Origin of the sequence: Pseudomonas sp. 21 (assembly GCF_000955805.1) — a bacterium.
In the GTDB taxonomy this organism is placed as follows: domain Bacteria; phylum Pseudomonadota; class Gammaproteobacteria; order Pseudomonadales; family Pseudomonadaceae; genus Pseudomonas.
In genome coordinates this window covers 1-24,633 of record NZ_JYOA01000005.1, presented here as the reverse complement: position 1 = coordinate 24,633, position 24,633 = coordinate 1, and the positions used below count along the sequence as shown (strand labels likewise).

21 protein-coding genes and 4 tRNA genes are annotated in these 24,633 nt (G+C 64.7%); 17 read left to right on the top strand and 8 right to left on the bottom strand.

Annotated features, from left to right (window positions below; translation table 11 throughout):
- Positions 1–138: 138 nt before the first annotated feature.
- Positions 139–909, bottom strand: coding sequence for a class III extradiol ring-cleavage dioxygenase (locus tag UB43_RS12865; RefSeq protein ID WP_045211424.1), 771 nt, complete (start codon positions 907–909; stop codon positions 139–141).
- 253 nt (positions 910–1,162) lie between these two features.
- Here UB43_RS12865 and UB43_RS12860 point away from each other — a divergent pair, with 253 nt between their 5' ends.
- Together UB43_RS12860 and UB43_RS12855 are read left to right on the top strand one after the other, a co-directional pair.
- Positions 1,163–1,357, top strand: coding sequence for a hypothetical protein (locus UB43_RS12860; RefSeq protein ID WP_045211420.1), 195 nt, complete (start codon positions 1,163–1,165; stop codon positions 1,355–1,357).
- Between the two features lie 11 nt (positions 1,358–1,368).
- Entirely contained in the window at positions 1,369–2,025 is a 657-nt protein-coding gene (locus UB43_RS12855; RefSeq protein WP_045211418.1) for a thiopurine S-methyltransferase, read from the top strand.
- 55 nt (positions 2,026–2,080) lie between these two features.
- On the opposite strand, the gene htpX is transcribed toward UB43_RS12855, so the two are convergent.
- The 3 genes from htpX to UB43_RS12840 form a co-directional block, all read right to left on the bottom strand.
- Positions 2,081–2,956 carry a protease HtpX gene (gene htpX / locus UB43_RS12850; protein WP_024766954.1) on the bottom strand — a complete coding sequence of 292 codons (876 nt, stop codon included), beginning with the start codon at positions 2,954–2,956 and terminating at the stop codon, positions 2,081–2,083.
- Between the two features lie 171 nt (positions 2,957–3,127).
- Positions 3,128–3,568, bottom strand: a complete 441-nt coding sequence (locus UB43_RS12845; protein WP_045211416.1) for a hypothetical protein — start codon at positions 3,566–3,568, stop codon at positions 3,128–3,130.
- 18 nt (positions 3,569–3,586) lie between these two features.
- Positions 3,587–4,798, bottom strand: a complete 1,212-nt coding sequence (locus tag UB43_RS12840) for a pyridoxal phosphate-dependent aminotransferase (RefSeq protein ID WP_024766955.1) — start codon at positions 4,796–4,798, stop codon at positions 3,587–3,589.
- 291 nt (positions 4,799–5,089) lie between these two features.
- Between UB43_RS12840 and msrB the strand changes: the two genes are divergently transcribed.
- From msrB to UB43_RS12825, 3 genes are all read left to right on the top strand, one after another.
- On the top strand, positions 5,090–5,485 hold the full coding sequence (gene msrB, locus UB43_RS12835) for a peptide-methionine (R)-S-oxide reductase MsrB (RefSeq protein ID WP_045211413.1): 396 nt from the start codon (positions 5,090–5,092) through the stop codon (positions 5,483–5,485).
- Positions 5,486–5,714: 229 nt separating this feature from the next.
- Complete coding sequence (locus tag UB43_RS12830; RefSeq protein ID WP_045211410.1) at positions 5,715–6,197, top strand: glutathione peroxidase; 483 nt, start codon at positions 5,715–5,717, stop codon at positions 6,195–6,197.
- A complete protein-coding gene (locus UB43_RS12825; protein ID WP_045211408.1) occupies positions 6,197–6,667 on the top strand; it encodes a MarR family winged helix-turn-helix transcriptional regulator in 471 nt (156 codons plus the stop codon). The genes UB43_RS12830 and UB43_RS12825 overlap by 1 nt, the downstream gene beginning before the upstream one ends.
- 1 nt (position 6,668) lies before the next feature.
- On the opposite strand, the gene UB43_RS12820 is transcribed toward UB43_RS12825, so the two are convergent.
- Entirely contained in the window at positions 6,669–9,035 is a 2,367-nt protein-coding gene (locus UB43_RS12820; protein WP_045211406.1) for an ATP-binding protein, read from the bottom strand.
- 121 nt (positions 9,036–9,156) lie between these two features.
- On the opposite strand from UB43_RS12820, the gene UB43_RS12815 reads away from it, so the two are divergent.
- Both UB43_RS12815 and UB43_RS12810 read left to right on the top strand, forming a co-directional pair.
- A complete protein-coding gene (locus tag UB43_RS12815; protein ID WP_045211403.1) occupies positions 9,157–10,053 on the top strand; it encodes an ATP-binding protein in 897 nt (298 codons plus the stop codon).
- Positions 10,050–10,532 (top strand): GAF domain-containing protein, encoded by a 483-nt coding sequence (locus UB43_RS12810; protein WP_045211401.1) that lies wholly within the window; start codon positions 10,050–10,052, stop codon positions 10,530–10,532. Before UB43_RS12815 ends, UB43_RS12810 begins: the two co-directional genes overlap by 4 nt.
- Before the next feature lie 56 nt (positions 10,533–10,588).
- Here the strand turns inward: UB43_RS12810 and UB43_RS12805 are convergent, their stop codons facing one another.
- Entirely contained in the window at positions 10,589–11,251 is a 663-nt protein-coding gene (locus UB43_RS12805; RefSeq protein ID WP_045211400.1) for a glutathione S-transferase family protein, read from the bottom strand.
- 39 nt (positions 11,252–11,290) lie between these two features.
- The gene (locus UB43_RS12800; RefSeq protein ID WP_045211399.1) at positions 11,291–12,061 is read right to left on the bottom strand and encodes a hypothetical protein; all 771 of its coding nucleotides are present in this window, start codon (positions 12,059–12,061) and stop codon (positions 11,291–11,293) included.
- Positions 12,062–12,276: 215 nt separating this feature from the next.
- Between UB43_RS12800 and UB43_RS12795 the strand changes: the two genes are divergently transcribed.
- From UB43_RS12795 to UB43_RS12750, 10 genes are all read left to right on the top strand, one after another.
- Positions 12,277–12,352 (top strand) — tRNA-Glu (locus UB43_RS12795).
- A gap of 2 nt (positions 12,353–12,354) precedes the next feature.
- A tRNA-Gly gene (locus UB43_RS12790) sits at positions 12,355–12,430 on the top strand.
- A gap of 84 nt (positions 12,431–12,514) precedes the next feature.
- Positions 12,515–12,590 (top strand) — tRNA-Gly (locus UB43_RS12785).
- Between the two features lie 74 nt (positions 12,591–12,664).
- Positions 12,665–12,740: transfer RNA gene (locus UB43_RS12780), tRNA-Gly, on the top strand.
- 352 nt (positions 12,741–13,092) lie between these two features.
- Positions 13,093–13,782 (top strand): HAD-IB family phosphatase, encoded by a 690-nt coding sequence (locus tag UB43_RS12775; protein WP_045211397.1) that lies wholly within the window; start codon positions 13,093–13,095, stop codon positions 13,780–13,782.
- 55 nt (positions 13,783–13,837) lie between these two features.
- Positions 13,838–14,878 carry a TerC/Alx family metal homeostasis membrane protein gene (locus UB43_RS12770; RefSeq protein ID WP_045211395.1) on the top strand — a complete coding sequence of 347 codons (1,041 nt, stop codon included), beginning with the start codon at positions 13,838–13,840 and terminating at the stop codon, positions 14,876–14,878.
- Positions 14,879–15,188: 310 nt separating this feature from the next.
- Positions 15,189–16,964, top strand: a complete 1,776-nt coding sequence (locus tag UB43_RS12765) for a type I secretion system permease/ATPase (protein ID WP_045211385.1) — start codon at positions 15,189–15,191, stop codon at positions 16,962–16,964.
- Complete coding sequence (locus UB43_RS12760; RefSeq protein WP_045211383.1) at positions 16,945–18,258, top strand: HlyD family type I secretion periplasmic adaptor subunit; 1,314 nt, start codon at positions 16,945–16,947, stop codon at positions 18,256–18,258. Before UB43_RS12765 ends, UB43_RS12760 begins: the two co-directional genes overlap by 20 nt.
- A 2-nt stretch (positions 18,259–18,260) precedes the next feature.
- Positions 18,261–19,640, top strand: coding sequence for a TolC family outer membrane protein (locus tag UB43_RS12755; protein WP_045211381.1), 1,380 nt, complete (start codon positions 18,261–18,263; stop codon positions 19,638–19,640).
- A 639-nt stretch (positions 19,641–20,279) separates the two neighbouring features.
- Positions 20,280–21,038, top strand: coding sequence for a LuxR C-terminal-related transcriptional regulator (locus tag UB43_RS12750; RefSeq protein ID WP_045211378.1), 759 nt, complete (start codon positions 20,280–20,282; stop codon positions 21,036–21,038).
- Between the two features lie 100 nt (positions 21,039–21,138).
- On the opposite strand, the gene UB43_RS30075 is transcribed toward UB43_RS12750, so the two are convergent.
- On the bottom strand, positions 21,139–24,633 hold a 3,495-nt coding region (locus tag UB43_RS30075), incomplete at its 5' end, for a DUF5801 repeats-in-toxin domain-containing protein (RefSeq protein ID WP_256205159.1).

Here is a 24,633-nt window from a genome sequence, read left to right as displayed (position 1 = left end):
GCCATTGGCGGGGCTTTTTCGTTTCCGGTAGTTGCCCGGATCAGATCTGCAGGAGCGAGCTTGCTCGCGAACTTCTCGCGGCAGCTTCGGAGTTGGGCGGTTCGCGAGCAAGCTCGCTCCTACAAAGGCGGTGCAGACTTAGTCGAAGCGGTAGATATCCATCCCCAGCGCGCCCAGCGTGAAGCCGGCGTGCTCCACCGTCATCGCCGAGCCGCCAGCGCCGCGGGCGAAGTACAGCGGCAACAGGTGCTCGTCGCGCGGGTGGTTGCGTACCGCGTAGGGAGCCTGCTGGCGATAGTCGAACAGGGCGGCTTCGTCGTCGGCTTCCAGCCGCGCCACCATCCAGTCGCGGAACGCCTTGGCCCAGGGGGTGATGACCTCGGGGCCGGCGTGCCAGTCCAGTTCACCCAGGTTGTGGGTGATGCTGCCCGAGCCGATCAGCAGGATGCCTTCATCGCGCAGTGCACGCAGGGCCGCGCCGATGCGGTGCTGCATGGGCACGCCGAGGCGGCTGGGCAGGGACAGTTGCACGACGGGGATATCGGCGTCCGGGTACATCAGGCTCAGTGGAACCCAGGCGCCATGGTCCAGAGGGCGCTCAGCATCGAGGGTGGCCGGCAGGCCATCCTCGGCCAGCAGCTCGACAACGCGCCGGGCAAGCTCCGGCGAGCCGGCGGCCGGGTACTGCACGGCATAGAGCTCGGGCGGGAAGCCGTAGAAGTCGTGCCAGGTGTCCGGCTTGGGCGATGCAGTCACGCGCAAGTCCGGGGTTTCCCAGTGGGCGGAGACCACCAGGATGGCTGTCGGACGGGGCAGCTCGCGGGCCAGGCGCTTCAGAGGCGCATCACTGGCGCCGGGGTCCAGGGCCAGCATGGGGGAGCCGTGAGAGATGAACAGGGCAGGGAGCATGGCGAACCTCGCTACTTGAATGCCTCTATGTTCACGCGGGTAAAGATCGAAATCCAGTATAGGTTTTTGACAGTAATGATCGTTAGGGTCGATTGTTTTGCTCGTGTTCGTCCCCTTGAAATGCATCGCCGCGGAAGTGCGAACTCGGTTGCAGAGTCACAGAGCCAATCGCCATAGAGCGCTTTGGCAGGATGTCAGTCGGATGATGCGTTAGAGTCTGCGGAAATTTCCTAAATGAATGGCGAATTCGGCTATGCAACAAGTTGAACAAGTCCTGGTGCTCGAGATCGGCGACTGCCTCCGCCTGGAGGACGGCACCGAGATCTGTGTGCAGCGGGTCCGAGGTGACCTGGTGCGGCTGAAGATCCTCGAAGCCGGGGAGAGCCAGCGCGAGCGGCGCGGTGCCTGGTGGCGCTGGCTGTTGCCGCGCGCGATGCGCAGTGTTTGAACAGGTGACCTATGCAGCATGAATTCTGGCAGTCGCGCTGGGCGCGCAATGAAATCGGTTTCCACCAGCAGTCGGTGAACCCCGGCCTGCAGCGCAACTGGCCGGGCCTGGGGTTGCCCGAGGAGTCGCAGGTGCTGGTGCCGCTGTGCGGCAAGAGCCTGGACATGCTCTGGCTGGCGCAATGGGGATATCGCGTGCTGGGAGTCGAGCTGGCCGAGCGCGCCGCTGTCGACTTCTTCGCCGAACTGGGTGTCACGCCGCAGGTCACCGAGGATGGCGCGCTGCGCCGTTACAGCTTCGAGCGCCTGGAGATTCTCCAGGGTGATTTCTTCGATGTCACCGCTGAACAGGTGGCGGGCTGCAGCGGCCTTTACGACCGCGCGGCGCTGATCGCCTTGCCGCCGGACCTGCGTGCCGACTACGCGCTGCACCTGCAGCGCATCCTGCCGCAACAGGCGCGCGGGCTGGTGGTCAGCCTGGAATACCCCCAGGCCGAGATGGATGGCCCGCCGTTCGCCGTGCTGGCAGATGAAGTGCGCCGGCTCTTCGCTGACGGCTGGGAAGTGGAAGAGGTGGAGCGCCTGGATGTGCTGGCGGAGAACCCGAAGTTCCTCCAGCGCGGCGTCAGCCACCTGGACGAAGTGGTGTTCGCGCTGCGTCGCGGCTGAATTGCAGGCATGAAAAAGGGCGACTCGAGGTCGCCCTTTTTTATTGCCTTGAAGCTTAGCGGCCAGCGGCGCGCAGGGCTTCGATGCGGTCTTCCAGCGGCGGGTGGCTCATGAACAGGCCGGCCAGGCCGTGCTTGAGGTTGCCGTTGATGCCGAAGGCCTGCAGCGAGTCGGGCATCTGCACGGGTACTCCCTGTTCGGCGCGCAGGCGTTGCAGGGCGGCGATCATCGCGCCGGTGCTGGCCAGGCGGGCGCCGGCTTCGTCCGCGCGGTATTCGCGTTTGCGCGAGAACCACATGACGATGATGCTGGCGAGGATGCCCAGGACCAGCTCGGCGAAGATGGTCGCGACGAAGTAGCCGATACCCGGGCCGTCTTCGTTCTTCAGGATCGCCTTGTCGACGAAGTTGCCGAAGATACGCGCGAAGAACATCACGAAGGTGTTCACCACGCCCTGGATCAGCGCCAGGGTGACCATGTCGCCGTTGGCCACGTGGCCGATCTCGTGGGCGAGCACGGCTTTCACTTCTTCAGGCGAGAAGCGCTCCAGCAGGCCCTGGCTGACCGCGACCAGCGCGTCGTTCCTGTTCCAGCCGGTGGCGAAGGCGTTGGCCTCGTAGGCGGGGAAGATACCCACTTCCGGCATCTTGATGCCGGCTTCGCGGGACAGTTCTTCCACGGTCTGCAGCAGCCACTGTTCGTGACGGGTGCGCGGTTGGCTGATGATCTCGGTGCCGGTGCTCATCTTCGCCATCCACTTGGAGATGAACAGCGAAACCAGGGAGCCGGCGAAGCCGAAGACGGCACAGAAAATCAGAAGGCTACCGTAATTCTGGCCGGTGAAACGGTCCACGCCGAGCAGTTTCAGGGTGATGCTGGCGATCACCAGAACTGCCAGGTTGGTGGCCAGGAACAACAGGATGCGCATCATGGCGTAAAGCTTCTCCTCACGGTGACGGGGCGAAAGCCGCCTTGGAATGCGGCTTTCCGGATCGCCGGGCACGGTCGTGCACGGGATCGCTGAATAGTATGCGGGGTATATACGGTTGCCCCCCAAGCGATTCAACTCGGGGACTATTTCAACTTGTGTCGCCTGCCCGTACTACGGGCGCCCCAGGTCGCTCTCGAAGAGTAGACGGGTCAGCCGGGCGATGCGTTCCCCGTGCCGGCTGGCCAGTGCCTCGCGCAGCTGGTTGGCCAGCGTGGCCTGGTCGCGGCGCACGCTGGGCGGCAGTTCCTGGTGGTCGCGCACGGCATGGGGGACGAGGCGGGTCAGGCGCAGGAAGGCCTTTTCGCTGAGCACCGCCTGGTCCAATGCTTCGTAACGAATGGTTGCCTCGAAGCGCAGGTAGCCTTCCTCGGCCAACCACAGCAGTGCACCCAGGCAACTCTGGTGGCGGGTGCTGGGCAGGCCGAACTCGTCGGGCTCTTCCCGGCCGATCAGGTCCTCGACGTAGAGGGCGACCTTGCGCGGGAAGGCCTGGTAGAGCGTCAGCAGGCCGCCGGCGGCATCCTTGTAGAAGTCGTCGATCTGTAGATCCATCAGTTCACTGGCGATGATTTATTGGCGATAGCTTTTCAGGAAGTTGCCGATACGTCCGATGGCCTGTTCCAGGTCATCGAGTCGAGGCAGGGTAACGACCCTGAAGTGATCCGGCCAGGGCCAGTTGAAGGCGGTGCCCTGAACGATGAGCAACTTCTCGGAAAGCAGCAGATCGAGGACGAATTTCTCGTCGTTGTGGATCGGGCAGACCTTCGGGTCGATGCGTGGGAAGGCGTACAACGCGCCCATGGGTTTGACGCAACTGACGCCGGGAATGTCGTTGAGCAGTTCCCACGCGCGGTTGCGCTGCTCCAGCAGTCGGCCGCCCGGCAGCACCAGGTCGTTGATGCTCTGGTAGCCGCCCAGTGCGGTCTGGATCGCATGCTGGCTCGGCACGTTGGCGCACAGGCGCATGTTGGCGAGGATGTCCAGGCCTTCGATATAGCTCTGCGCCTTGTGCTTGGGGCCGGAAATGGCGATCCAGCCGGAGCGGAAGCCCGCCACGCGGTAGGACTTGGACAGGCCGTTGAAGGTCAGGCAGAGCACGTCCGGTGCCAGCGACGCAGTGGAGATGTGCTGGGCCTCGTCGTAGAGGATCTTGTCGTAGATCTCGTCGGAGAAGATCACCAGGTTGTGCTGGCGTGCCAGTTCGACGATGTCCAGCAGCACTTCCTTCGAGTAGACCGCGCCGGTGGGGTTGTTCGGGTTGATCAGCACCAGGGCCTTGGTATTGCTGGTGATCTTCGCCTTCATGTCGGCGACGTCGGGGAACCAGCCGGCCTGCTCGTCGCACAGGTAATGCACCGGCTTGCCGCCGGAGAGGGCGACCGAGGCGGTCCACAGCGGGTAGTCGGGCGCCGGGATCAGCACCTCGTCACCGTTGTTGAGCAGCGCCTGCAGGGCCATGACGATCAGCTCGGACACGCCGTTGCCCAGGTAGATGTCCTCGATGCCGACGCCTTCCACCTGCTTCTGCTGGTAGTACTGCATCACCGCCTTGCGCGCGCTGAACAGGCCCTTGGAGTCGCTGTAGCCCTGGGCGGTCGGCAGGTTGCGGATGACGTCCTGGAGGATTTCGTCCGGCGCCTCGAAACCGAACGGCGCCGGGTTGCCGATGTTCAGCTTGAGGATGCGATGGCCTTCCTCTTCCAGGCGCTTGGCGTGCTTGAGCACGGGCCCGCGAATGTCGTAGCAGACGTTGGCGAGCTTGTTCGATTTGGTGACCTGCATGATCTGGGATTCCGAAATAGTCCGCGGCCGGCGACTTGGCAGGCTGTAACGCGGGTGACAGACTGGCGTCAAATGATGGGTTTGGAAGTGCTTTTCCCTGGTGTCGACCCTGAAAATCGACAGGAAAACAGTGGATTTCTCGAAGAAGTAGAGTTTTTAAGGCTTTTCTATCGCGAGAATGTCTCTGTGCGGCAGATTCTGAACCTGACGTTAACCACGCGCATCATACGTGCGGCCCGATTCCCGGAAAAGGAGGCATCGGGCATTTTTTCCATTAATGGAGGCAGATCGATGGAAAAGCTGGAAAAGCCCCTGGATTCCTGGCGTGACGAACTCACCGATGAGCAGTTCCATGTCTGCCGTCTGGGCGGCACCGAGCGCGCCTTCACCGGCGAATACCACGACACCAAGACGCCCGGCATCTATCACTGCGTGTGCTGCGGTACCGCGCTGTTCGATTCCGACGCCAAGTACGACTCCGGCAGCGGCTGGCCGAGCTACTTCCAGCCGGTCAACGGTGAGGTGGTCAAGGAGTTGGAGGACTTCAGCCACGGCATGCACCGCATCGAAGTGCGCTGCGGCAAGTGCGATGCGCACCTGGGGCACGTCTTCCCCGACGGCCCACGGCCAACCGGGCTGCGCTACTGCATCAATTCGGCGTCGTTGAAGTTGGTGCCGAAAGCGTGAACCCAAGGCCCGCCACCGAGCGGGCCTTTTCTTTGCACCGTAGGAGCGAGCTTGCTCGCGAACCCGCCCAGTTCGGTTGCCGCCGGAAAATTCGTTCGCGAGCAAGCTCGCTCCTACAGGGGAATCCTGATAGCGGGGCATTCAGTGAGTGATTTGTGATCAATTGAATTGCATGCAATTTAATTGATCACTATTCTTGGATTTCCCACTTTCTCCGGAGCCATGTCCGATGAGCGACGCACTGCTGAACATTCCCGTGACCACCATCAAGGGCGAACAGACGACCCTCGCCGACTTCGGCGGCAAGGCCCTGCTGGTGGTGAACACTGCCAGCCAGTGCGGCTTCACCCCGCAGTACAAGGGGCTGGAAAAGCTCTGGCGGCAGTACAAGGACAAGGGCCTGGTGGTGCTCGGCTTCCCCTGCAACCAGTTCGGCAAGCAGGAACCGGGCAGCGAAGGAGAGATCACCCAGTTCTGCGAGCTGAACTTCGGCGTGAGCTTCCCGCTGTTCAAAAAGATCGATGTCAACGGCGCCGAGGCCCACCCGCTCTATGTGCAGTTGAAGAAGCGCGCGCCGGGCCTGCTGGGCAGCCAGGGCATCAAGTGGAACTTCACCAAGTTCCTGATCGGCCAGGACGGCCAGTTGGTCAAGCGTTTCGCCCCGACCACCAAGCCCGAGCAACTGTCCGCCGAGATCGAAGCGCTGCTGTGATGAAAGACGCTGTATCCCTGCCAGCCGAACTGCAGCTGGACAACCAGTTGTGCTTCCGCCTGTACGCCGTGTCCCGCGCGGTGATCCGTGGCTACCGGCCGATGCTCGAGGCGCTCGGCCTGACCTACCCGCAGTACCTGGCCATGCTGGTGCTCTGGGAGTGGCAGGCCGAACCGCCGCAGCAGCCGTCGGTGAAGGCGCTGGGCGAGCGCCTGATGCTCGATTCCGGCACCCTCACACCGCTGCTCAAGCGCCTGGAGCAGTTGGGCCTGGTGCAGCGCCGGCGTGCGCAGCATGACGAGCGCGAAGTGCACCTGGGGCTGACCGCAGAAGGGGTGGCATTGCGCGGGAAGGTGCTGCCGCTGCGTGAAGAGCTGCTGTGCCGCAGTGGCATAGACCTGAGTGTCACTGACGGTCTGCGCGAACAACTGGACAGCCTGCTGCTGCAGTTGTCGAAGCTGGACGCCTGATTCAGCCGCGCGGCTGGGGGCCGGCCCAGCGTTCGAGGATGGCGGCCAGCTCATCGCGGTGGAAGGGTTTGGCCAGGTAATCGTCCATGCCGGCGGCGCGGCAGCGTTCACGCTCCTCCGGCAGGGCGTTGGCGGTCAGGGCAACGACCGGCAGGTCCGGCCAACGGCCGCTCTCGCGGATTTCCCGGGTGGCCTGGTAGCCGTCCATCACCGGCATGTTGCAATCCATCAGCACCAGGTCGAACTCGCTGCCATCGAGCTGCTTCAGTGCCTCCTCGCCGTTGATCGCGATGCCGACCTGGCAGCCCAGTTTCTGCAACAGGCCGCGTGCGACCAGTTGGTTGACCGGGTTGTCTTCCACCAGCAGCACGCGGGCGGAGAACTGCTCCTGCGAGGTGGTGCCAGTCGTCTTCGATGCGGGCGGCGGCTGGTGCTCGAAGGCCTGCTTCAGCGCCTGGTAGAGCACCGCTCGGGACAGTGGTCGTGCCAGTTGCCGCAGGGGGGCGAGGCGCTGGGCCAATTCGGGTTCGAGGAAGTTGCCGTAGGCCGTGACCAGCAGCACCGGCCTGGTGACGTTCTGGCGCAGCACGACCAGGCAGTCCGGGCAGTCCGAGAGCAGTGCGTCCAGCTCCACGCCGGCGAGGCTTTCGTCGATGTCCAGGCGCTGGTAGTCCACGCCCCATTCCGGCAGCCAGTTCTGCAGCAGCGCCGCCAGCCCGCTGCTGGCGGCACACTGGACGATGAGCTTGCCGCTGAGCTTCGCCAGCGGTTGCGCAGGCTCCAGTGCCTGCAGGGGCAGGGTAACGATGAACTCGCTGCCCAGGCCCGGCTCGGAGGTGACGCTCAGCTCGCCCTTCATCGCCTCGCAGAGCTTGCGCGTCAGCGCCAGGCCCAGCCCGGTGCCGCCGTACTGGCGGGCGATACCCGCGTCAGCCTGGGTGAAGGGCTGGAAGATCTTTTGCAGGGCCTCGGGCGCCACGCCGATGCCGGTGTCGCGGACGCTGATTCGTACAGCCTTGTCGAGTGGTTCCACCTGGACATCCACGCGGCCGAAGCGGGTGAACTTGAGCGCGTTGGACAGCAGGTTGCTGACCACCTGGCGCACCCGCGTGGGGTCGCCGGAGAGTTGCGCCGGCAGTTGCGGGCTGATCAGGCAGGTGAGTTCCACGGCGGGGCCGGCGTTCTGCGACAGCAGGCTGGCGGTGTCTTCCACCAGGGTGCCGAGGTCGAAGGGAATCTGCTCCAGCTCCAACTGGCCGGCCTCGAACTTGGACAGGTCGAGCACGTCGTTGAGCAGTTCCACCAGCACCTTGCCCGAGTCATGGGCGATGGACAGCTGCTGGTGCTGTTCGGCGGTCAGCGGGCCATCCAGCGCCAGGCCGAGCATGCCGAGCAGGCCGTTGAGCGGGGTGCGGATCTCGTGGCTCATGTTGGCCAGGAAGTTGCCGCGCGCCTGGGCCATGGCCAGGGCGGTCTGCCGCGCCTGTTCCAGCTCCTGGTTGGACAGCGTCAGGCGTGCGTTGGCCGCCTTCAGTTCAGCGGTGCGCGCGGCGACGATGCTTTCCAGTTCTTCCAGGTACTGGGTCAGACGGTCTTCGGCTTCGCGGCGCTGTTCCATCTCCACCGAGATGCGATTGAGCTGGCGGTTGGTGACCTCCACGAGCACGCCGATCTCGTCGCGCTCGTGCCCGCGCGGGCACGGCAGGCGCAGGCGCGAGGGCGAGCGCGGGTCATGGCGGGAGAGGGCGTCGATCAGGCTTACCAGGGGCTTGGTCAGCAGCGCGTAGAAGAGCACCAGCAGGATCAGCGAGAGCATCAGGCTGCGCACGAAGCCGGAGAGGAAGGTCATCCCGGCACGGCGCAGGAAGTCGTTGCCGAAGACGAAGGTGTCGATCTCCAGGCGCAGCACGCCGAGGGATTCGGCCGGTGCATGCTCGACGAACAGTGGCTCCTCGTAGGAGCGCTGCTCGCCGAAGAGGAAGTCGCTGAGCCCGCGCAGGTGGCTTTCCGCCGGTGGTCGGTCGGCGCTGGCGAGGGGCACGTTGGCGTTGTCGATGATCTCGGCGCGGATCACGGCGGGCGAGCGCAGCAGGCCCACGACCAGTTCCTGGGCCAGTTCGGCGTCGATGTTGTAGGCGATGCGGGCGGCGGGGTTGTGGCTGACGTCCAGCAGGGCGCGCACTTCGCGGTTGATGGAGGCGTCCTGGCTGGCATAATCGACGCCTACCTGGATGAGGCTGAGCAAGGTGCCCAGGATGAACGCCACCAGCACCGTCAGACTGGCCTGCTTGAACGAGAGGCGATGTGTAAGCGCAATATCCATGGTTGCGGAGCGTCGCCTCGCAGAAGCTTTCCTGCGGCGTAGCATAGCCCATCGGAACCGTCTGTCGGGATAGCTCGAAGGCTAAGAAATTCCAGACCTGCGCCCGAAGCCCCGTACCCGGAGCATTGCTCGCGGAGACTTACCCCTGAAGAGCCTGGAGACCCGCGTGGATTCCCGCCTGAACGATTTTCTTGCCCGCGCCGAAGCGCTGATGGTGCGCCTGGAGCCTTTGCTGCCCGCCGCCCGCGAAACCGTGGACTGGCAGCAGAGCCTGGCGGCGCGCTGGCACCGTGACGGCCGCAGCGGTTATCTGCAGCCGTTGAAGGTCAGCCTCGACCTGCGCCTGGACGACCTGCTGGGCGTCGACCGGCAGCGCGAGCAACTGGCACGCAACACGCGGCAGTTCGTGGCTGGCCAGCCGGCCAACCACGCGTTGCTGTGGGGTGCCCGTGGCACCGGCAAATCCTCGCTGGTGCGCGCACTGCTGGCGGAGCTGGCCGGAGAGGGGCTGCGCCTGATCGAGATCGAGCGCGACCACCTGGCTGACCTGCCGCGCGTGGTCGAGCTGATCCAGGGGCTGCCGCAGCGCTTCGTGCTGTTCTGCGACGACCTGTCGTTCGACGCGGGCGAGGGTGATTTCCGCGTCCTCAAGAGTGTGCTCGACGGCTCGCTGGAACAGGCCCCGGACAACGTGCTGCTCTACGCCACCTCCAACCGTCGCCACCTGGTGTCGGAAAAGCAGAGCGACAACGAGAACTGGAAGATGGTCGATGGCGAGTTGCACCCCAACGAAGCCGTCGAAGACAAGATCGCCCTGTCCGACCGGTTCGGCCTGTGGCTGTCCTTCTACCCCTTCACCCAGGAGCACTTCCTCAGCGTGGTGCGCCACTGGGTCGAGGTGCTCGCGCAGAAGTCCGGGCTCGCCGCCTGGGCCTGGGACGAGGAGCTGGAGAAGGAAGCCATCCGCTGGGCGCTTGGACGCGGCAACCGTAATGGCCGCTGTGCCTATCAATTCGCCCGCTACTGGGTGGGCCGACAATTGCTGGAAGGAGACACCCCATGATCGATCTGCAACAGGCCGGCGCCGGCCTTGGCGGCTATGCGCTGCTGGCCGCCCAGGCTGAGTCGCTGTTCGCCGACGAGCGCGACTTCATTGCCAACGCCTCGCAGTTTTCCGCGTTCCTGTTCAACGAGTTGCAGGACCTGAACTGGGCCGGCTTCTACCTGAATCGCAACGAAGAGCTGGTGCTCGGCCCGTTCCAGGGCAAGGTCGCCTGCGTTCGCATTCCCTTCAGCAAGGGCGTGTGCGGCGCGGCGGCGCGCACCCGTGAAACCCAGCGTGTGGAAGACGTGCACGCCTTCCCCGGGCACATCGCCTGCGACAGCGCTTCCAACAGCGAGTTGGTCGTGCCGCTGGTGAAGGACGGCCGCCTGATCGGCGTGCTGGACCTGGACAGCCCGAAGGTTGGCCGATTCAGTGAGGAAGACCAGGCGGGTATCGAGCGCCTGGCGCAGATTTTCCTGCGCCTCTCCGACTGCTGATCCGCGCCCATGAAAAAGCCCCGCCTAGGCGGGGCTTTTTCGTTCATGCGGGAAGATCAGCGCTTGGCCATGATCTTGGCGATGATCTGCAGCTCGCCCTGGACGATCTCGGCCAGGGCAGGGCGGGCCAGGGTGCGCTCGAAGTGCGCGGCCAGCTTCGGCCAGCGCTGGGCGTCCAACTCCTCCTCGCCATGGCGCAGGTTCACCAGTTGGCAGGCAATGGCGATGTCGGCGAGGCTGAAGCGGTCATCGACGAACCATTGCTGTTCGCCCAGGCACTTCTCCAGGTAGTCGAAGTGTTCGGGAAGCTTCTCCTGCATGGCGCCTTTGACCGCCACTTCGTCGCAGACCTTGCCCATCAGCGGCTTGAGCAGACGGTTGCGAAACACGGTGAAGGTGGTCAGCGGGGCCAGCTCGTAGTCGGCGTACTTCTCCAGCCAGTTGATCCGCGCGCGGGCCTGGGCGCTGGCGCCGCACAGCGGGTCGCGCTGTGGTTCGCGGTCTTCCAGGTAGTGGCAGATGACGCTGGAGTCGGCGAGGGTGAAGTCGCCGTCGCGGATCGCCGGTACGCGGCGCAGCGGGTTGAGTTCGCGGTACCAGTCCGGCTGGTTGAACGGGTTGACGTTCTCCAGTTGGTAGTCCAGGCCTTTCTCGGCAGCGAACAGGCGGACTTTGCGAACGAAGGGGGACAGCGGGGCGCCGAAGACGACGAGGCTCATGCAAGGCTCCTGGGGCGAAGGTGGCCGGGGTGATGTCGATCAGTCGTAAAGGTTCTTCTTCTTCCAGATATCGTCTTCGTCCAGCGCCTTGAGGCCGTCGCCCAACTCGCTCGGCTCGTCCGGGGCGGGCTGGGAGGTTTCCAGCACCAGGGCGTTGGCGTGGGCCAGCTGGGCTTCCATCTGCTTGAGCTGCGCCTGGTAGCGACCGATCTCCGGTTGCTTCTGCAGGTACTGCGCGCCGCGCTCGAAGGCCAGGCGTGCCTGGCGCGGTTGGCCCTGCTGCAGCGCCTGCTGGCCGAGGTTACCGAAGAACTCTATATGGAGGAGGGTGAGCAGGTGGCGGATTTCCTTGACCCACTTCTGTGCCTCGGCGCGCGGCAGCATGTTGTCCTGGGCGCAGCGGGTAAGCTGGGCGTGCAGCGCTTCGAAGAGGAAGCGCACGTCCTTGGCCTTGGCCTCGGTGAGGATCGGCTGCGGAGCATTCCTGACCGGGATGGCTTCGCCCTTGGCCACCAGGCCGCGCAGCTCTTCCATGCGCTGTTTCAGCGCGGCGTTCTGTTTATCCACGGCCAGCAGGCGTTCGCTCAGGTTCAGCTCGAAGCCGCTGAGCAGCAGCTTCAATGCCGGTGACATGAACTGGCCGGGCAGGGATTCGGACACATCGGCGCAGCGCCTGCAGCGGTCGGACAGGTCGGCCTTCAGGCGCGCCTGTTCCAGCTTGCGGTTTTCCACCAGATGATTGATGTAGCCGATGGCGACCAGCAGGGCGATACCGACGAGAACCAGGACCGTAATGACGATTGGCGACACCGTGGAGTGCTCCGGATGTTTTCCGCGAGTGTAATGTCTTAGTGATACTGCTGATAGCGGCAGCTCGGTTTTTAACCAGAAGTCTTTGATTTAAAAATAATTTCTCTGAAGGGTTGACGACCCTTCAAAGCCTCCCTAGAATGCGCGCCACTTCGACGCGAAACGCTGAATAAGCCGGAGCGACGAAGTCGGAAAGATGTTAAGTTCCGGGCCGCGTCCCCTTCGTCTAGTGGCCTAGGACACCGCCCTTTCACGGCGGTAACAGGGGTTCGAGTCCCCTAGGGGACGCCATTGCGGGAATAGCTCAGTTGGTAGAGCACGACCTTGCCAAGGTCGGGGTCGCGAGTTCGAGTCTCGTTTCCCGCTCCAGATTCTCGATCATCGCCACGGCGGTGACCGAAAGATGAAATGGCGTTACCCTTCGGCGAAAGCCGAAGGTTGCAACAAGTTGCTGCGGGAATAGCTCAGTTGGTAGAGCACGACCTTGCCAAGGTCGGGGTCGCGAGTTCGAGTCTCGTTTCCCGCTCCAAAATCGAAACGCCGTCCATCAGGACGGCGTTTTCGTTAACCTCCGGCGAAAGCTGGCGGTTACAGCAAGTTGATGCGGGAATAGCTCAGTTGGTAGAGCACGACCTTGCCAAGGTCGGGGTCGCGAGTTCGAGTCTCGTTTCCCGCTCCAGAATCGAAACGCCGCCCATCAGGGCGGCGTTTTCGTTTGTGCGTCGAAAAGGCGTGCCGCCGTCATGAGCAGCGCTCCTGAGCGTATTTCCCGCCGTCATCCTGGCGCGCCCCTGTCGCCATGCTCCCCATCTGGCCCTCAGCCGACTGCGCCTTATCCGCGCGAAACCCTTCGCGCGCCTGCATTGAAGAACTTTCTGACTCAGTCCTGAGGGGAATCCCGTTTGTCGGCCCGGATGGGCATCCGAGAATGCCCGCACTCGATCGTCCTGCGATGGAGCGGGGCCCGTTCGCGCCGCCTGTCGGCAACCTGAGCGGGAATTCCTGGTCGCCCCGTTGAGGTTGCTGAGCGAATGGTGGAGTTGCTGAATCGTCTGGAATCGGACCGCTGCGAGTGTCTGCCGAGTGCGGGCAGTGTCCTGTCGGTTTTCGATTTCGACGGCACCCTGACCCGTCATGACAGTTTTCTGCCGTTTCTCTGGTTCGCTTTCGGCACGTTCGGATTCCTGCGGCGCCTGCCTGCCCTGTTGCGGCCAAGCCTGGCCTTCCTCGTTCGTCGAGTCAGTCGTGATGAGCTCAAGGCCTGCCTGATTGCGGTTTTCCTGCGCGGCATCGACGCGAAATGGTTGTCGGATCGTGCGTACGCGTACTGCCGGTTCATCTGGGGCTATCTGCTGCGCCCGGAAGGGGTGCGCGGTGTGGCCGCCGAGTTGGGCTCAGGGGCGGAAGTGACCCTCTGCTCGGCGTCCCCTGCACTGGTGCTGCGGCCCTTCGCCGAGCGCCTGGGCGTGGGGCTGATCGGCACTGAACTGGAAGTCGTTCAGGGTCGCCTCACCGGCCGCATCGTGGGCGGCAACTGCCGCGCCGGGAACAAGGTGCTGCGCCTGCAGGCGAAGTACGGCCCCCTCACGGCTTACCGGTTGCGCGCCTGGGGCGACACCCAGGGCGATCACGCGCTTTTGCGGGCCGCACAGGACCCGCATTGGCGGGTCTTCCATCCTCGCTGGCGGCGAAAGATCGGCGCAGCCCGCCCGGTCGACTGATCCGAACGGTGGCCGGATCGATCCGGCCGACATTCCATTTTCGAGAGTGGCAATCGTGGAACAGACACACATTGGTTTCCCCCCGCTGACCTTGGCGGTCTTCGTCGGGCTCGCCCTGGCCGCCCTGCTGCTGGACATGGCGACCCACCGCGACAACAAACCCATCTCCCTGGCCGGCGCCGTGGGCTGGTCGATCTTCTGGGTCGCAATTTCCCTCGGCTTCGCCGGTTTTCTCTATATCCAGCACGGTGCCCAGGTGGCCAGCCTGTTCCTTACCGGCTACGTGCTGGAGAAGGTGCTGAGCGTCGACAACCTGTTCGTGTTCATTGCCATCTTCGCCTGGTTCAAGATGCCGGACGGTCTGCGCCACCGCGTACTGTACTGGGGCATTCTCGGCGCCATCGTGTTCCGCGCCATCTTCGTGGCCATCGGCACCGGCCTGCTGGCCTTCGGTCCCTGGGTGGAAATCCTGTTCGCCGCCATCGTCGCCTGGACGGGCGTGATGATGCTCAAGGGCGGTGGCGACGATGACGGGGAAGAGGACTACTCCAGGCACCTGGCTTACCGCTTCGCCAGCAAGTTGTTCCCGGTCTGGCCGCAGCTGCTGGGCGGGCGCTTCTTCGTGAGTCGCAAGCAGCTCCAGGTCGAAGTGCAGAAGAGCGAGAACAAGGACATCAGCCTGGCGGCCAAGGGGGCGCTTTTCGCCACGCCACTGTTGCTCTGCCTGGTGGTGGTCGAGGTTTCCGACGTGCTGTTCGCCTTCGACTCGGTACCGGCGGTGATCGCCGTCAGCCGCGAGCCGCTGATCGTCTACTCGGCCATGCTGTTCGCCATCCTCGGCCTGCGCACGCTGTACTTCGTGCTTGAAGCGCTCAAGCGCTACCTGGTCCACCTGGAAAAGGCCGTAGTGGTCCTGCTGTTTTTCATTGCCGCCAAGCTCGGTCTGAACGCCACCGACCAGTTGTTCCACCATGGCGTCAGCATCGATGCCAATACCAGCCTGATGGTGGTGCTGGTCGTTCTGGCGCTGGGCATACTCGCCAGCCTGGTGTTCCCGGGCAAGGCGGACGCTCAGGCCGAGGCTTCCGGGCGCTGATCCGGACCATACCGCTACGAGAAAGGCCCGCTATGCAGCGGGCCTTTCTCGTTTCGGGCGCTGTGTGCCACAAGCCGATGATCGGATTTTTCAGTGCGTGGACCGTGCCGGCCTTCGACGGTTAAGAGTCCCGTTGCAGAGCCTCCGCATGCGGGATTGCCGACGCCCTTCGGGCGCTTGCCCGAGCCGGTTTTTCACGAGTTTTTCACGGACGCCGGCCGGGGCTGGAAGCGGCATGGCCATTGGCCGCACAGCGCCATTTTCCTTGATCTAAGCTCCACTCAGGTTGGCCTCTCGAGCAGAGGTTTTCATGCGAAGCACCCCTGAAGAAAGCCTCCGAAGCGCGCTGCAGGCCTGCCGCGAGAGTTTCCTGTTCGTGGGCTTCTTCAGCCTGTTCATCAACACGCTGATGCTCGTGCCGACCTTCTACATGCTGCAGGTCTACGGGCGGGTAATCACCAGTGGCAGCTTGACCACGTTGACCATGCTGACGCTGATCATGACCCTGCTGGTGATCACGCTCGGCTCCCTGGAGTGGGTCCGCTCGCGCATCCTGGTGCGGGTCAGCACGCGGCTCGACGTGCTGCTCAGTCGCCAGGTCTACAAGGCCAGTTTCAAGCGGGCGCTGTTCAGCGGCGGGATGGATGCCTCGGCCCAGCCGCTCAACGACCTGACCGGCCTGCGCCAGTTCCTCGCCGGCAGCGGCCTGTTCGCTTTCTTCGATGCGCCCTGGTTGCCCATCTACATCGCCGTGATGTTCCTCTTCCACCCCTGGCTGGGCTGGGTGGCGGTGGGCAGTGCGGTGCTTCTGCTGGTGCTCGCGCTCATCAACGAGAAACTGACCGCGCCGGCCCTCGCGCAGGCCAACAAGGAACACATCGCCGCGTCGCTGCATACCACCAAGAACCTGCGCAACGCCGAAGTCATCGAGTCCATGGGCATGCTGGAAACCCTGATGGACCGCTGGGGCGCGCGGCAGCGCGGCGTGCTGCTGCTGCAGTCCCTGGCCAGCGACAAGGGCGCGATCCTAAGCACCATTTCCCGCACCTTCCGTTTGCTGGTGCAGTCGCTGGTGCTGGGCCTGGGGGCTTTCCTGGCCGTGGACCACCAGGTGGGGCCGGGGATGGTCTTCGCCGGTGCCGTTCTGCTCGGCCGGGCGCTGGCGCCGCTGGACCTGATCATCGGCAGCTGGAAGGGCTTCATTTCGGCCCGCTCGCAGTACAACCGGCTCAACGACATCCTCGACAAGCTGCAGGCGCAGCCCGAACGCATGCCGTTGCCGGCGCCGCTGGGCCATATCCAGGTGGAGAACCTGGTCGTCACGGCGCCCGGCTCGATGACGCCGATCATCAAGAACATCAGCTTCAGCGTGCCCGCCGGTTGCGTGGTGGGCATCATCGGCCCGAGCGCGGCGGGGAAGTCGACCCTGGTGCGGGCGTTGATGGGCGTCTGGCTTCCATTGCACGGCGTCGTCCGCCTGGACGGCGCGGACATCAGTACCTGGAACAAGCACGACCTCGGCCCGCACATCGGCTACCTGCCCCAGGACATCGAGCTGTTCGAGGGCACCGTCGGCGAGAACATCGCCCGCTTCACCGAGCTGGATTCGGAGAAGGTCATCCAGGCGGCGAAGACCGCCGGCGTCCACGAGATGATCCTGCTGCTGCCCGACGGCTACGACACCGTCATCGGCAGCGAAGGGCTGATGCTCTCGGGCGGACAGCGCCAGCGCATCGGCCTGGCCCGCGCGCTGTATGGCAGCCCGAGGCTGATCGTGCTCGACGAGCCCAACTCCAACCTCGACGACGTGGGAGATCGCGCCCTGGCGGCCGCCATCCACCTGCTCAAGCAGAGTGGCGCGACTGTGTTCGTCATCACCCACCGCACCAACCTCGTTTCCCAGCTCGACCGGCTGATGCTGATGAACGACGGCACCGTCACGCTCTACGGCTCCCGCGACCAGGTGCTGGCCGAACTCACGGCCAGGCAGCAGCCTCAGGTGCCGCAGCGTCCGATGCCGGCGGGCGCCAGCATCGCTCCGGTGGATACCCACAAGGATGACGCTGATGCCCAGTCGTCCAATTGAGAGCTTCGCCGACCTGCCCGTGTCGGACCTCAAGGTCCGTCGCGTGGGGCTGGCCATCGTCGCGGTGACATTCGGCCTGTTCGGCAGCTGGGCCGCATTCGCACCGCTGGACGGAGCGGTCTACGCGCCGGGGGTGGTGACCGTGCAGGCCTACCGCAAGACGGTGCAGCACCCCGAAGGCGGCATCGTCAAGGAAGTGCTGGTGCACGACGGCGACATCGTCAAGCGCGATGCCCCGCTGATCGTGCTCGACGACGCACAGCTGCGTTTCGAATTCGACATGACGCGCAGCCAGCTGATCGCCGCCGAGGCCATGGAGGCGCGGCTGAAGGCCGAACGCGATGCGCAGGCAGCGATCAATTTCGACGGTGTCGGCGATCTTGCCAGCCCGCGCGGGGTCGAGGCGCGGCAGAGCGAGACGCAGGTGTTCAATGCCCGCCAGGGGTCGCGGCAGGGCCAGATCTCCGTGCTGCGCGAGCGCATCGGCCAGTTGAACCAGCAGATCGACGGGCTGCAATCGATGATCGGCGCCAAGGTCCAGCTGGCCAACTCCTACAGCGGCGAGATCGGCGAGCTGTCCGACCTGCTCAAGCAGGGGTACGTCGACAAGCAGCGCCTGCTCGAACAGCAGCGCAAGCTGGAGATGATCCGTGCGGAAGTCGCCGATCACCGTTCCACCATCAATCGCACGCGCCTGCAGATCAACGAAACGCAGCTGCAGATCCTGCAGATCGACAAGGACTTCAGCGCCGAGGTCGCCAAGCAGCTGGCCGAGGTGCAGACGCGCATCTACGACCTGCAGGAGAAGCGTTCGTCCCTTCAGGATCGCCTGGGCCGCATTGTCATTCGCGCGCCCGACGCGGGCATGGTGATCGGCATGACGGTGCACACGGTGGGCGGCGTGGTGCGCCCGGCGACGCCACTGCTGGACATCGTGCCTTCGGTGTCCGAGCTGGTGATCGAGGCCCAGGTGCCGCCGGTGGACATCGACCGCGTAGCCATCGGCAAGCGTGCGGACATTCGCTTCAGCGCCTTCAACAGCGCGACCACGCCGGTCATCGAGGGCGAGGTCATCAACGTCTCGGCGGATCGCCTGGTCAGTGAAAAGACCAACGCCGCCTACTACCTGACGCGGGTCCGGGTCACCGAGAAAGGTGCCCATGCGCTGGGCGAGCGCAAGTTGCTGCCGGGCATGCCGGCTGACGTACTGATCATCACCGGGCAACGCACCCTGTTGCAGTACCTGATGCAGCCGGCGCGCAACGCCCTGTCCCAATCGATGATCGAGGAATGACCATGGATGCATCCTGCTTTGTGCTGGCGGGGGCGCTGATGCTGGCGACGGGGGGCGCGCTGGCGCAGACCTCCACGGTGGCGTCCGGCGGAGTGAGTGTGGCCGATGACGCCACCGACCTGCTGCACCTGTACCACGAGGCGCGACTGGAGGACCCGCAGATACTGGCTTCCTACGCCCACGCGCAGGCGGGCAAGGAGTACCAGCGCGAGGCGATGGGCGTCCTGCTGCCGCAGCTGTCGCTCAACGCCGGGACCAACCAGATCCACCAGCGCAACGACCTGATCGACGAGAGCTACGACAGCGAGAACTACAGCCTGGTGCTGCGCCAGTACCTCTACAACAAGGCGGCTTGGGAGAACTACCAGAAGTTCAAGAGCATGGCCCTGCAGTCGGAATCCGAGGCGCTGGATGCCCAGGCCGAGGCCACGGTGGAACTGGCGCGGCGCTATTTCACCGCACTGGCCGCCGAGGACGAGCTGGAGCTGGTGATCGCCGAGCGGCGCACCACCCAGGAAAGCCTCGACCGGGTCAATGCGCTGTTCGCCAAACAGTTGGCTCTGGTGACCGACCAGCTCGACCTGCAGGCGCGGGTGGACCTGCTCGCAGCGCAGGAGCTGGAGGCACGCAATCAGGCGACCATCAGCCGTGAGGCGTTGACCGAGATTGTCGGGCGACCGGTGAAGGAGCGGCTCAGCCGGGTGCGCGATGACGTGCGCCTGCAGATGACCGAGCAGAGCCTGGAGAGCTGGGTGCGCGACGGTATTGCCCTCAACCCGGCGCTCAAGGCGCGGGAGAGCGGCGTCGAGGCGGCGGAGGCGGCGCTGCGCAGCGGCAAGGGCGGGCACTACCCGACGCTGAGCCTGAACCTCAGTGCGCAGCAGACCAACGAGGGCTACAACAACTCCCTGGCGCCGCGTACCGACAGCTATGTCGCCGGCGTCGGCCTGCAGGTGCCGATCTACAGTGGCGGCTCCACGTCGGCGCGGGTGCGCGGGCTGTATCAGGACCAACTGGTGGCCGAGGAGCAACTGGAGGAAATCCGCCGGCGGGTGGTCAAGGAGATCACCAGCGCCTACCTCACGGCCAATTCCAACGGCGAGAAGATCCAGGCCAATCGCCTGGCCCTGGTCTCGGCGCACAAGTCGCGGGAGTCGGCGGAGAAGGCGCTGGGCTACGGCATGGTCAACGCGGTGGATGTGCTGGCCGCGGTACGCAACGAGTTCCGCGCCCGTCGCGACCTGCTCAAGACCCAGTACGAGTTCCTCAGCAATGTCTTCACCCTCAACCGCTGGGCGGGCAAGCCGCCGATCGAGAGCGTGCAGAGCGTGAACAGCTGGTTGAGCCCCGGCAGTTCCAGACTGGACTTCCCGCGTCCCTGACCCCCTCTTGCAGGGCGCGCGACGCGCCCTCGAAGCTCCGGCATCCGTTCTCGTACGGCCAGTGAAATCCCCGCTGCCGGTCGTCGTCTTTGTGTTCGCGCGGTCCCCGCAAAGTGCTGGGATTGACGATATTTTGACGACGCTGTGCTTATCGTGATTTCTCTCCAGCCATTCGTCGTTTAATTGACGAATCCAGCCGTGACCGGCAGCAGCCTCCCGAGTGTCGCAGGCGGTCCCAAGCTTTTGATTTTGCGGGCTTGGCGCGCGTTGCCAGGGAGGGCCTGCACGACCGTTCGCCGCGAAATCGGACCGCTGGTCGACGGGTGGCAAGGCGGGTAGCGAAGCGGTCTGACCTAGACTCAGGTGACCGGACGAGGGAGCACAGAATCATGTGCAACTGGTTGATAGATATTCGTATTCATGTCGCCGCAAAGGCTTCTTCCGGCCCGGGAAAACCTCCCCTGGCCGGGCGCGAGGAGGTAATGCCCGCGCCAAAGAAGCCCTTGTCCGCCAGCTCCGGGGCTGGCACCGCGAGAACCTGTCGTCGCCTCCGTTTTTCCTCCAATCGCTGTGGCCCGGTGAGAACAACACCGATGGAGGGGCGTGCGTGCGCACTTTTGCAGAGGGGGTCAGCCGGCCATGTCTGACCACAGAAAGCCGATACGGGTGATGCTGATCGATTGCCGCCCGCTCGTTCTGATAGGTCTTCACGACCTGATCAACGCCAGGAAGCCACGCATGGAGGTCAGCGGCCAGGCCACGACCTACACCTATGCGCTGGACCTGGCCGACCAGCAACGCCCCGACGTGATCTTCTTCAGTTTCTTTCCCGATGCCCTGAACCCGCTGGAGGTGGTCGGCGAACTGACCCGCAGCGCGCAGATGAAGGTGCTGGTGCTCAAGGGGTTGTACGAGGCGGTCCCGGTCGCCCAGGCGATAGAGGCGGGCGCGCGGGGCATCGTGCTGGCGGAAGACCCGACCGAGTCGATCATCCAGGCCATCGTCAATGTCCACCATCGCGATATCGGCCTGGACCGCGCCTGGGCGGGCGGGCTTTCGGGCTATGCCGCCGGCGGGCACATACCGCTCAAGTGCAACCACGAGCAGGCCAAGCAGGCGCGGCTGACGCTGCGCGAACGCGAGCTGATCAGCGCCATCGTCGAAGACCCCTCGGCCAAGTACATGAGTATCGCCGAGCGCCTGGGCATCAGCGAACACACGGTGCACAACCACCTGAGCAACATCTACCAGAAGCTCAACCTGATCAACCGCATGGACCTGCTGATGTACGCGCTCAAACACGGGCTGGCCGGCAGCGAGGGGCCGCCGGAATCCGCCTGGGTGGAGCTGGACCGGACGCAGCCGCCGGGCAACGGCTCGTCGCTGCGGGGCAGTTGAAGCGCCACCTTGCTGCGCCGGTGGCGGTTCTGGTTTCCCCGTCCTGAAAAAACGATGCGGGGTGGTTTCCACACCACCCCGCATCCATCCCGCGTGCGAACTACGTGGCGCTGCCGTGCACGATATCGGTGTTGAGGACATCGACGCCGACCAGGGTGATGGTCGTCAGCTGCCCGCCGGTCTCGTGGATGGTCACGATGCTGTTGGCGCCGCTGTTGTCGATGTTCTGCACGGTCGAAGTGGCGTCGCCATTGAGGACCAGCTTGTCACGCTGGCCCGTGGTGTCGAAGCCGGTGACCTGGTACTTGTTCTCGGTGCGTGCCAGGTCGATGTTGAAGGCCTCTTTCGTGCCGGTCACGCCCGTCAGCGTGTAGTCGAAGGCGCCGCCGGCGGCCTTGTTGGCGAACAGGTTGGCGGTGAAGGAGCTGGTCGCCGCGTCGCCGTCCTTGTCGGTCACCGTGGCGTTGAACGACAGCTTGACGTCGCTGGCCAGGTTCTCGACCTGCCGGATGAACTGGATGGTCGGCACCTTGATCATGCCTTCGGCCATGGTCAGCTGGATGGCGTCGATCATCTTGCCGGCGACGGTCTGCACGGTGAAGGATTTCTGCCCGCCGGACTCGTTCTGCAGGTTGGCCGCCAGCACCTTGATCGGCGCGCCGGAGGTCGTACCGTCGTCGTAGTAGGCGACGTAGTACAGCGATTCCGACGCCGGGTCGTAGCCGCCCACCGAGTTGTCGATGAAGACCTTCACCGAGGTCAGCAGCGTCTGCGGGTTGGCGACGAAGCTGTCGTCACCGGCGGTAATGCCGGCACCGCTGCCCTGCAGGACGTTGTTTTTCACGCCGATGCCCGAGGTACTGACGTTGAGGGCCTTCTGGTCGTCGATGTAGGACGGCAGCGGGTTGGTCTGCAACTGCGCCTCGGTGGGGTCGGTCGCGCCCTGTCCGATACCGGTCAGGATGCTGTTCGCGCCCGTCTGCGGTGCCAGCGCCTTGGCCGCGAAGAACACCACGGCGTCGGTGCCGATGGTCAGCGTCTGCACCGGGTCCGGTCCGCCCGCGCCGAGCTGGCCGTTCGCGGTGCTCAGTACCAGTGTCGAGCTGAAGCCCTGCACCAGGTCCAGGGTGTAGGTGCCGTCGGCCAGGGCCGTCAGCGTGTAGTCGACGCTGGTGTTGGCGGTGCTGGCATTGTTGTCGAAGTCGCCGGTGAGGGTGCCGGCGAAGTGGAATGCACCATTGGCATCCGGCGACGGTGACGTTTCGGTGAGCGTGCCGGTCCCGGTGGTGGTGGTGCCGTTGGGCCGCACCAGGGTGAACTGCCCGTTCGCCAGGACGATATCCAGGCCCGCTGCGCTGCTCCCGTCGGCGCCGAAGGCATGGTCCCAGTAACCGGTCTGCGCGATGGTGCTGCCGGTGCCGACGATGTTGCCGAAGGCCAGGGAAGGACCGTCGTCGTGGAAGATCAGGTTCTGCCCGATGTTCAGGGTTGCCTGGGCGCTGTCGCCGTCCTTGTCGGTGATGGTTGCGGTGAGTTTCACCAGGTTGTCCGAGGTGAGAGTTCTGGTGTCATCCGGATCGCTGGCGTTCGCGTGGACCACGGCGCGCAGCTGGTCGAGGGTGACGTCACCGTTGCTGGCTGCGCTGACGGTGAAGACCAGCACATTGCTGACGGCGGTGCGACCTTCCACCACGCCGTTGTTGACCGACAGGTTGACTGCCTGCCCGGTGGCGGTGTCCACCAGGCCGGACGCTCCGGCGACCACGCTCAGGGCGTAGGTGAGGGTGCCGGGGCCGTCGGCGCCATAGCCGGAGCTGAAGTTGGCGGCGAAGTTCGCGGTGGCGTTGGTGGTCAGTACGGTTTCGTCCACCGTCAGGGTCGGCTCGCTGCCGGTGGTGCTGATGTTCGGCCCGTCGTCCTTGAAAATCAGGTTCTGGCCGATGTTCATCGTGGCCTGGGCGCTGTCGCCGTCCTTGTCGGTCTTGGTCGCGGTCAGGGTCACCAGGTTGTCCGAGGTGAGGGTCCGCGAGTCATCCGGGTCGCTGGTGTTGGCGTGGACGATGGCGCGCTGCTGGTCGAGGGTGACATCACCGTTGGCATTGACGCTGACGGTGAACACCAGGTCGTTGCTGATGGCGCAGCGGCCTTCCACTACGGTGCCATTGAGCGAGAGCACCACCGACTGGCCGGTAGCGGTATCGGTGAGCCCGGAAGCTCCCGAGACGCAGCCCAGGGTGTAGGTCAGGGTGCCGGGCCCGTCGGCGCCGAACGACGAGAGGAAGTTGGCCGAGAAGGCCTGCAGGGCGTTGGTGGTCAGGTCCGAGTCATCCACCGTCAGCACGGGTTCCGTGCCGGTGGGGCTGATGCTCGGGCCGTCGTCCTTGAACACCAGGTTCTGGCCGATGTTCAGGGTCGCCTGGGCGCTGTCGCCGTCGCCGTCGGTCTTGGTCGCGGTGAGTTTCACCAGGTCATCCGAGGTGAGGCTTCTGGAGTCGTCCGGATTGCTGGTGTTGGCGTGCACGATGGCGCGCTGCTGGTCCAGGGTGACGTCGCCATTGGCGGCCACGCTGACGGTGAACACCAACTGGTTGGTGGTGGCGGTGCGGCCTTCGACCACGGCGCCATTCATCGACAGGTTAACCGCCTCGCCGGTGGCCGTGTCGGTCAGCCCGGAGCCTCCTGCCGTCACGCTCAGCGCGTAGGTCAGGGTGCCGGCGCCATCGGCGCCGAAGCTCGAGCTGAAGTTCGCGGCGAAGTTCTGCGTCGCGTCGGTGGCCAGCGCGGATTCGTCCACGGTCAGGGTCGGCTCGACGCCGGTGGTGCTGATGCTCGGGCCGTCGTCCTTGAACACCAGGTTCTGACCGATGTTCAGCGTGGCTTGAACGCTGTCGCCGTCGCCATCGGTCTTGGTCGCGGTGAGTTTCACCAGGTCGTCGGAAGTCAGGGTTGTCGAGTCGTCCGGGTTGGTGGTGTCGCTATGGACGACGGCGCGGAGCTGATCGAGGGTCACGTCACCGTTGGCAGCGACGCTCACCCTGAACACCAGGTCGTTGCTGCTGGCCGTGCGGCCTTCCACCACGCCGTTGTTGACCGACAGATTGACCGCCTGGCCGGTGGCCGTGTCCGTGAGCCCGGAAGCGCCCGCCACCACGCTCAGCGCGTAGGCCAGGGTGCCGGCACCGTCGGCGCCGAAGCCCGAGGTGAAGTTGGCGGCGAAGTTCTGCGTGGAGTCGGTCGTCAGCACGGACTCGTCCACGGTCATGACCGGTTCGACGCCGGTGGTGCTGATGCTCGGCCCGTCGTCCTTGAACACCAGGTTCTGGCCGATGTTCAGTGTGGCCTGGGCGCTGTCGCCGTCGCCGTCGGTCTTGGTCGCGGTGAGTTTCACCAGGTTGTCGGCGGTGAGGGTCCGGGAGTCATCCGGGTCGCTGGTGTTGGCATGCACGATGGCACGTTGCTGGTCGAGGGTGACGTCGCCATTGGCGGCCACGCTGACGGTGAACACCAACTGGTTGGTGGTGGCGGTGCGGCCTTCGACCACTGCGCCATTCATCGACAGGTTCACCGCTTCGCCGGTGGCCGTGTCGGTCAGCCC

What these genes read in the sequence shown, in the direction of transcription:
- msrB (WP_045211413.1), top strand. Translation starts at nt 5,090, where the DNA reads ATGGAAAAGCTGGAAAAGCCCCTGGATTCCTGGCGTGACGAACTCACC.
- UB43_RS12845 (WP_045211416.1), bottom strand. Translation starts at nt 3,568, where the DNA reads ATGGATCTACAGATCGACGACTTCTACAAGGATGCCGCCGGCGGCCTG.
- UB43_RS12825 (WP_045211408.1), top strand. Translation starts at nt 6,197, where the DNA reads ATGAAAGACGCTGTATCCCTGCCAGCCGAACTGCAGCTGGACAACCAG.
- UB43_RS12750 (WP_045211378.1), top strand. Translation starts at nt 20,280, where the DNA reads ATGTCTGACCACAGAAAGCCGATACGGGTGATGCTGATCGATTGCCGC.
- UB43_RS12865 (WP_045211424.1), bottom strand. Translation starts at nt 909, where the DNA reads ATGCTCCCTGCCCTGTTCATCTCTCACGGCTCCCCCATGCTGGCCCTG.
- UB43_RS12810 (WP_045211401.1), top strand. Translation starts at nt 10,050, where the DNA reads ATGATCGATCTGCAACAGGCCGGCGCCGGCCTTGGCGGCTATGCGCTG.
- UB43_RS12765 (WP_045211385.1), top strand. Translation starts at nt 15,189, where the DNA reads ATGCGAAGCACCCCTGAAGAAAGCCTCCGAAGCGCGCTGCAGGCCTGC.
- UB43_RS12755 (WP_045211381.1), top strand. Translation starts at nt 18,261, where the DNA reads ATGGATGCATCCTGCTTTGTGCTGGCGGGGGCGCTGATGCTGGCGACG.
- htpX (WP_024766954.1), bottom strand. Translation starts at nt 2,956, where the DNA reads ATGATGCGCATCCTGTTGTTCCTGGCCACCAACCTGGCAGTTCTGGTG.
- UB43_RS12820 (WP_045211406.1), bottom strand. Translation starts at nt 9,035, where the DNA reads ATGCTACGCCGCAGGAAAGCTTCTGCGAGGCGACGCTCCGCAACCATG.
- UB43_RS12805 (WP_045211400.1), bottom strand. Translation starts at nt 11,251, where the DNA reads ATGAGCCTCGTCGTCTTCGGCGCCCCGCTGTCCCCCTTCGTTCGCAAA.
- UB43_RS12760 (WP_045211383.1), top strand. Translation starts at nt 16,945, where the DNA reads ATGCCCAGTCGTCCAATTGAGAGCTTCGCCGACCTGCCCGTGTCGGAC.
- UB43_RS12855 (WP_045211418.1), top strand. Translation starts at nt 1,369, where the DNA reads ATGCAGCATGAATTCTGGCAGTCGCGCTGGGCGCGCAATGAAATCGGT.
- UB43_RS12840 (WP_024766955.1), bottom strand. Translation starts at nt 4,798, where the DNA reads ATGCAGGTCACCAAATCGAACAAGCTCGCCAACGTCTGCTACGACATT.
- UB43_RS12830 (WP_045211410.1), top strand. Translation starts at nt 5,715, where the DNA reads ATGAGCGACGCACTGCTGAACATTCCCGTGACCACCATCAAGGGCGAA.
- UB43_RS12860 (WP_045211420.1), top strand. Translation starts at nt 1,163, where the DNA reads ATGCAACAAGTTGAACAAGTCCTGGTGCTCGAGATCGGCGACTGCCTC.
- UB43_RS12775 (WP_045211397.1), top strand. Translation starts at nt 13,093, where the DNA reads ATGGTGGAGTTGCTGAATCGTCTGGAATCGGACCGCTGCGAGTGTCTG.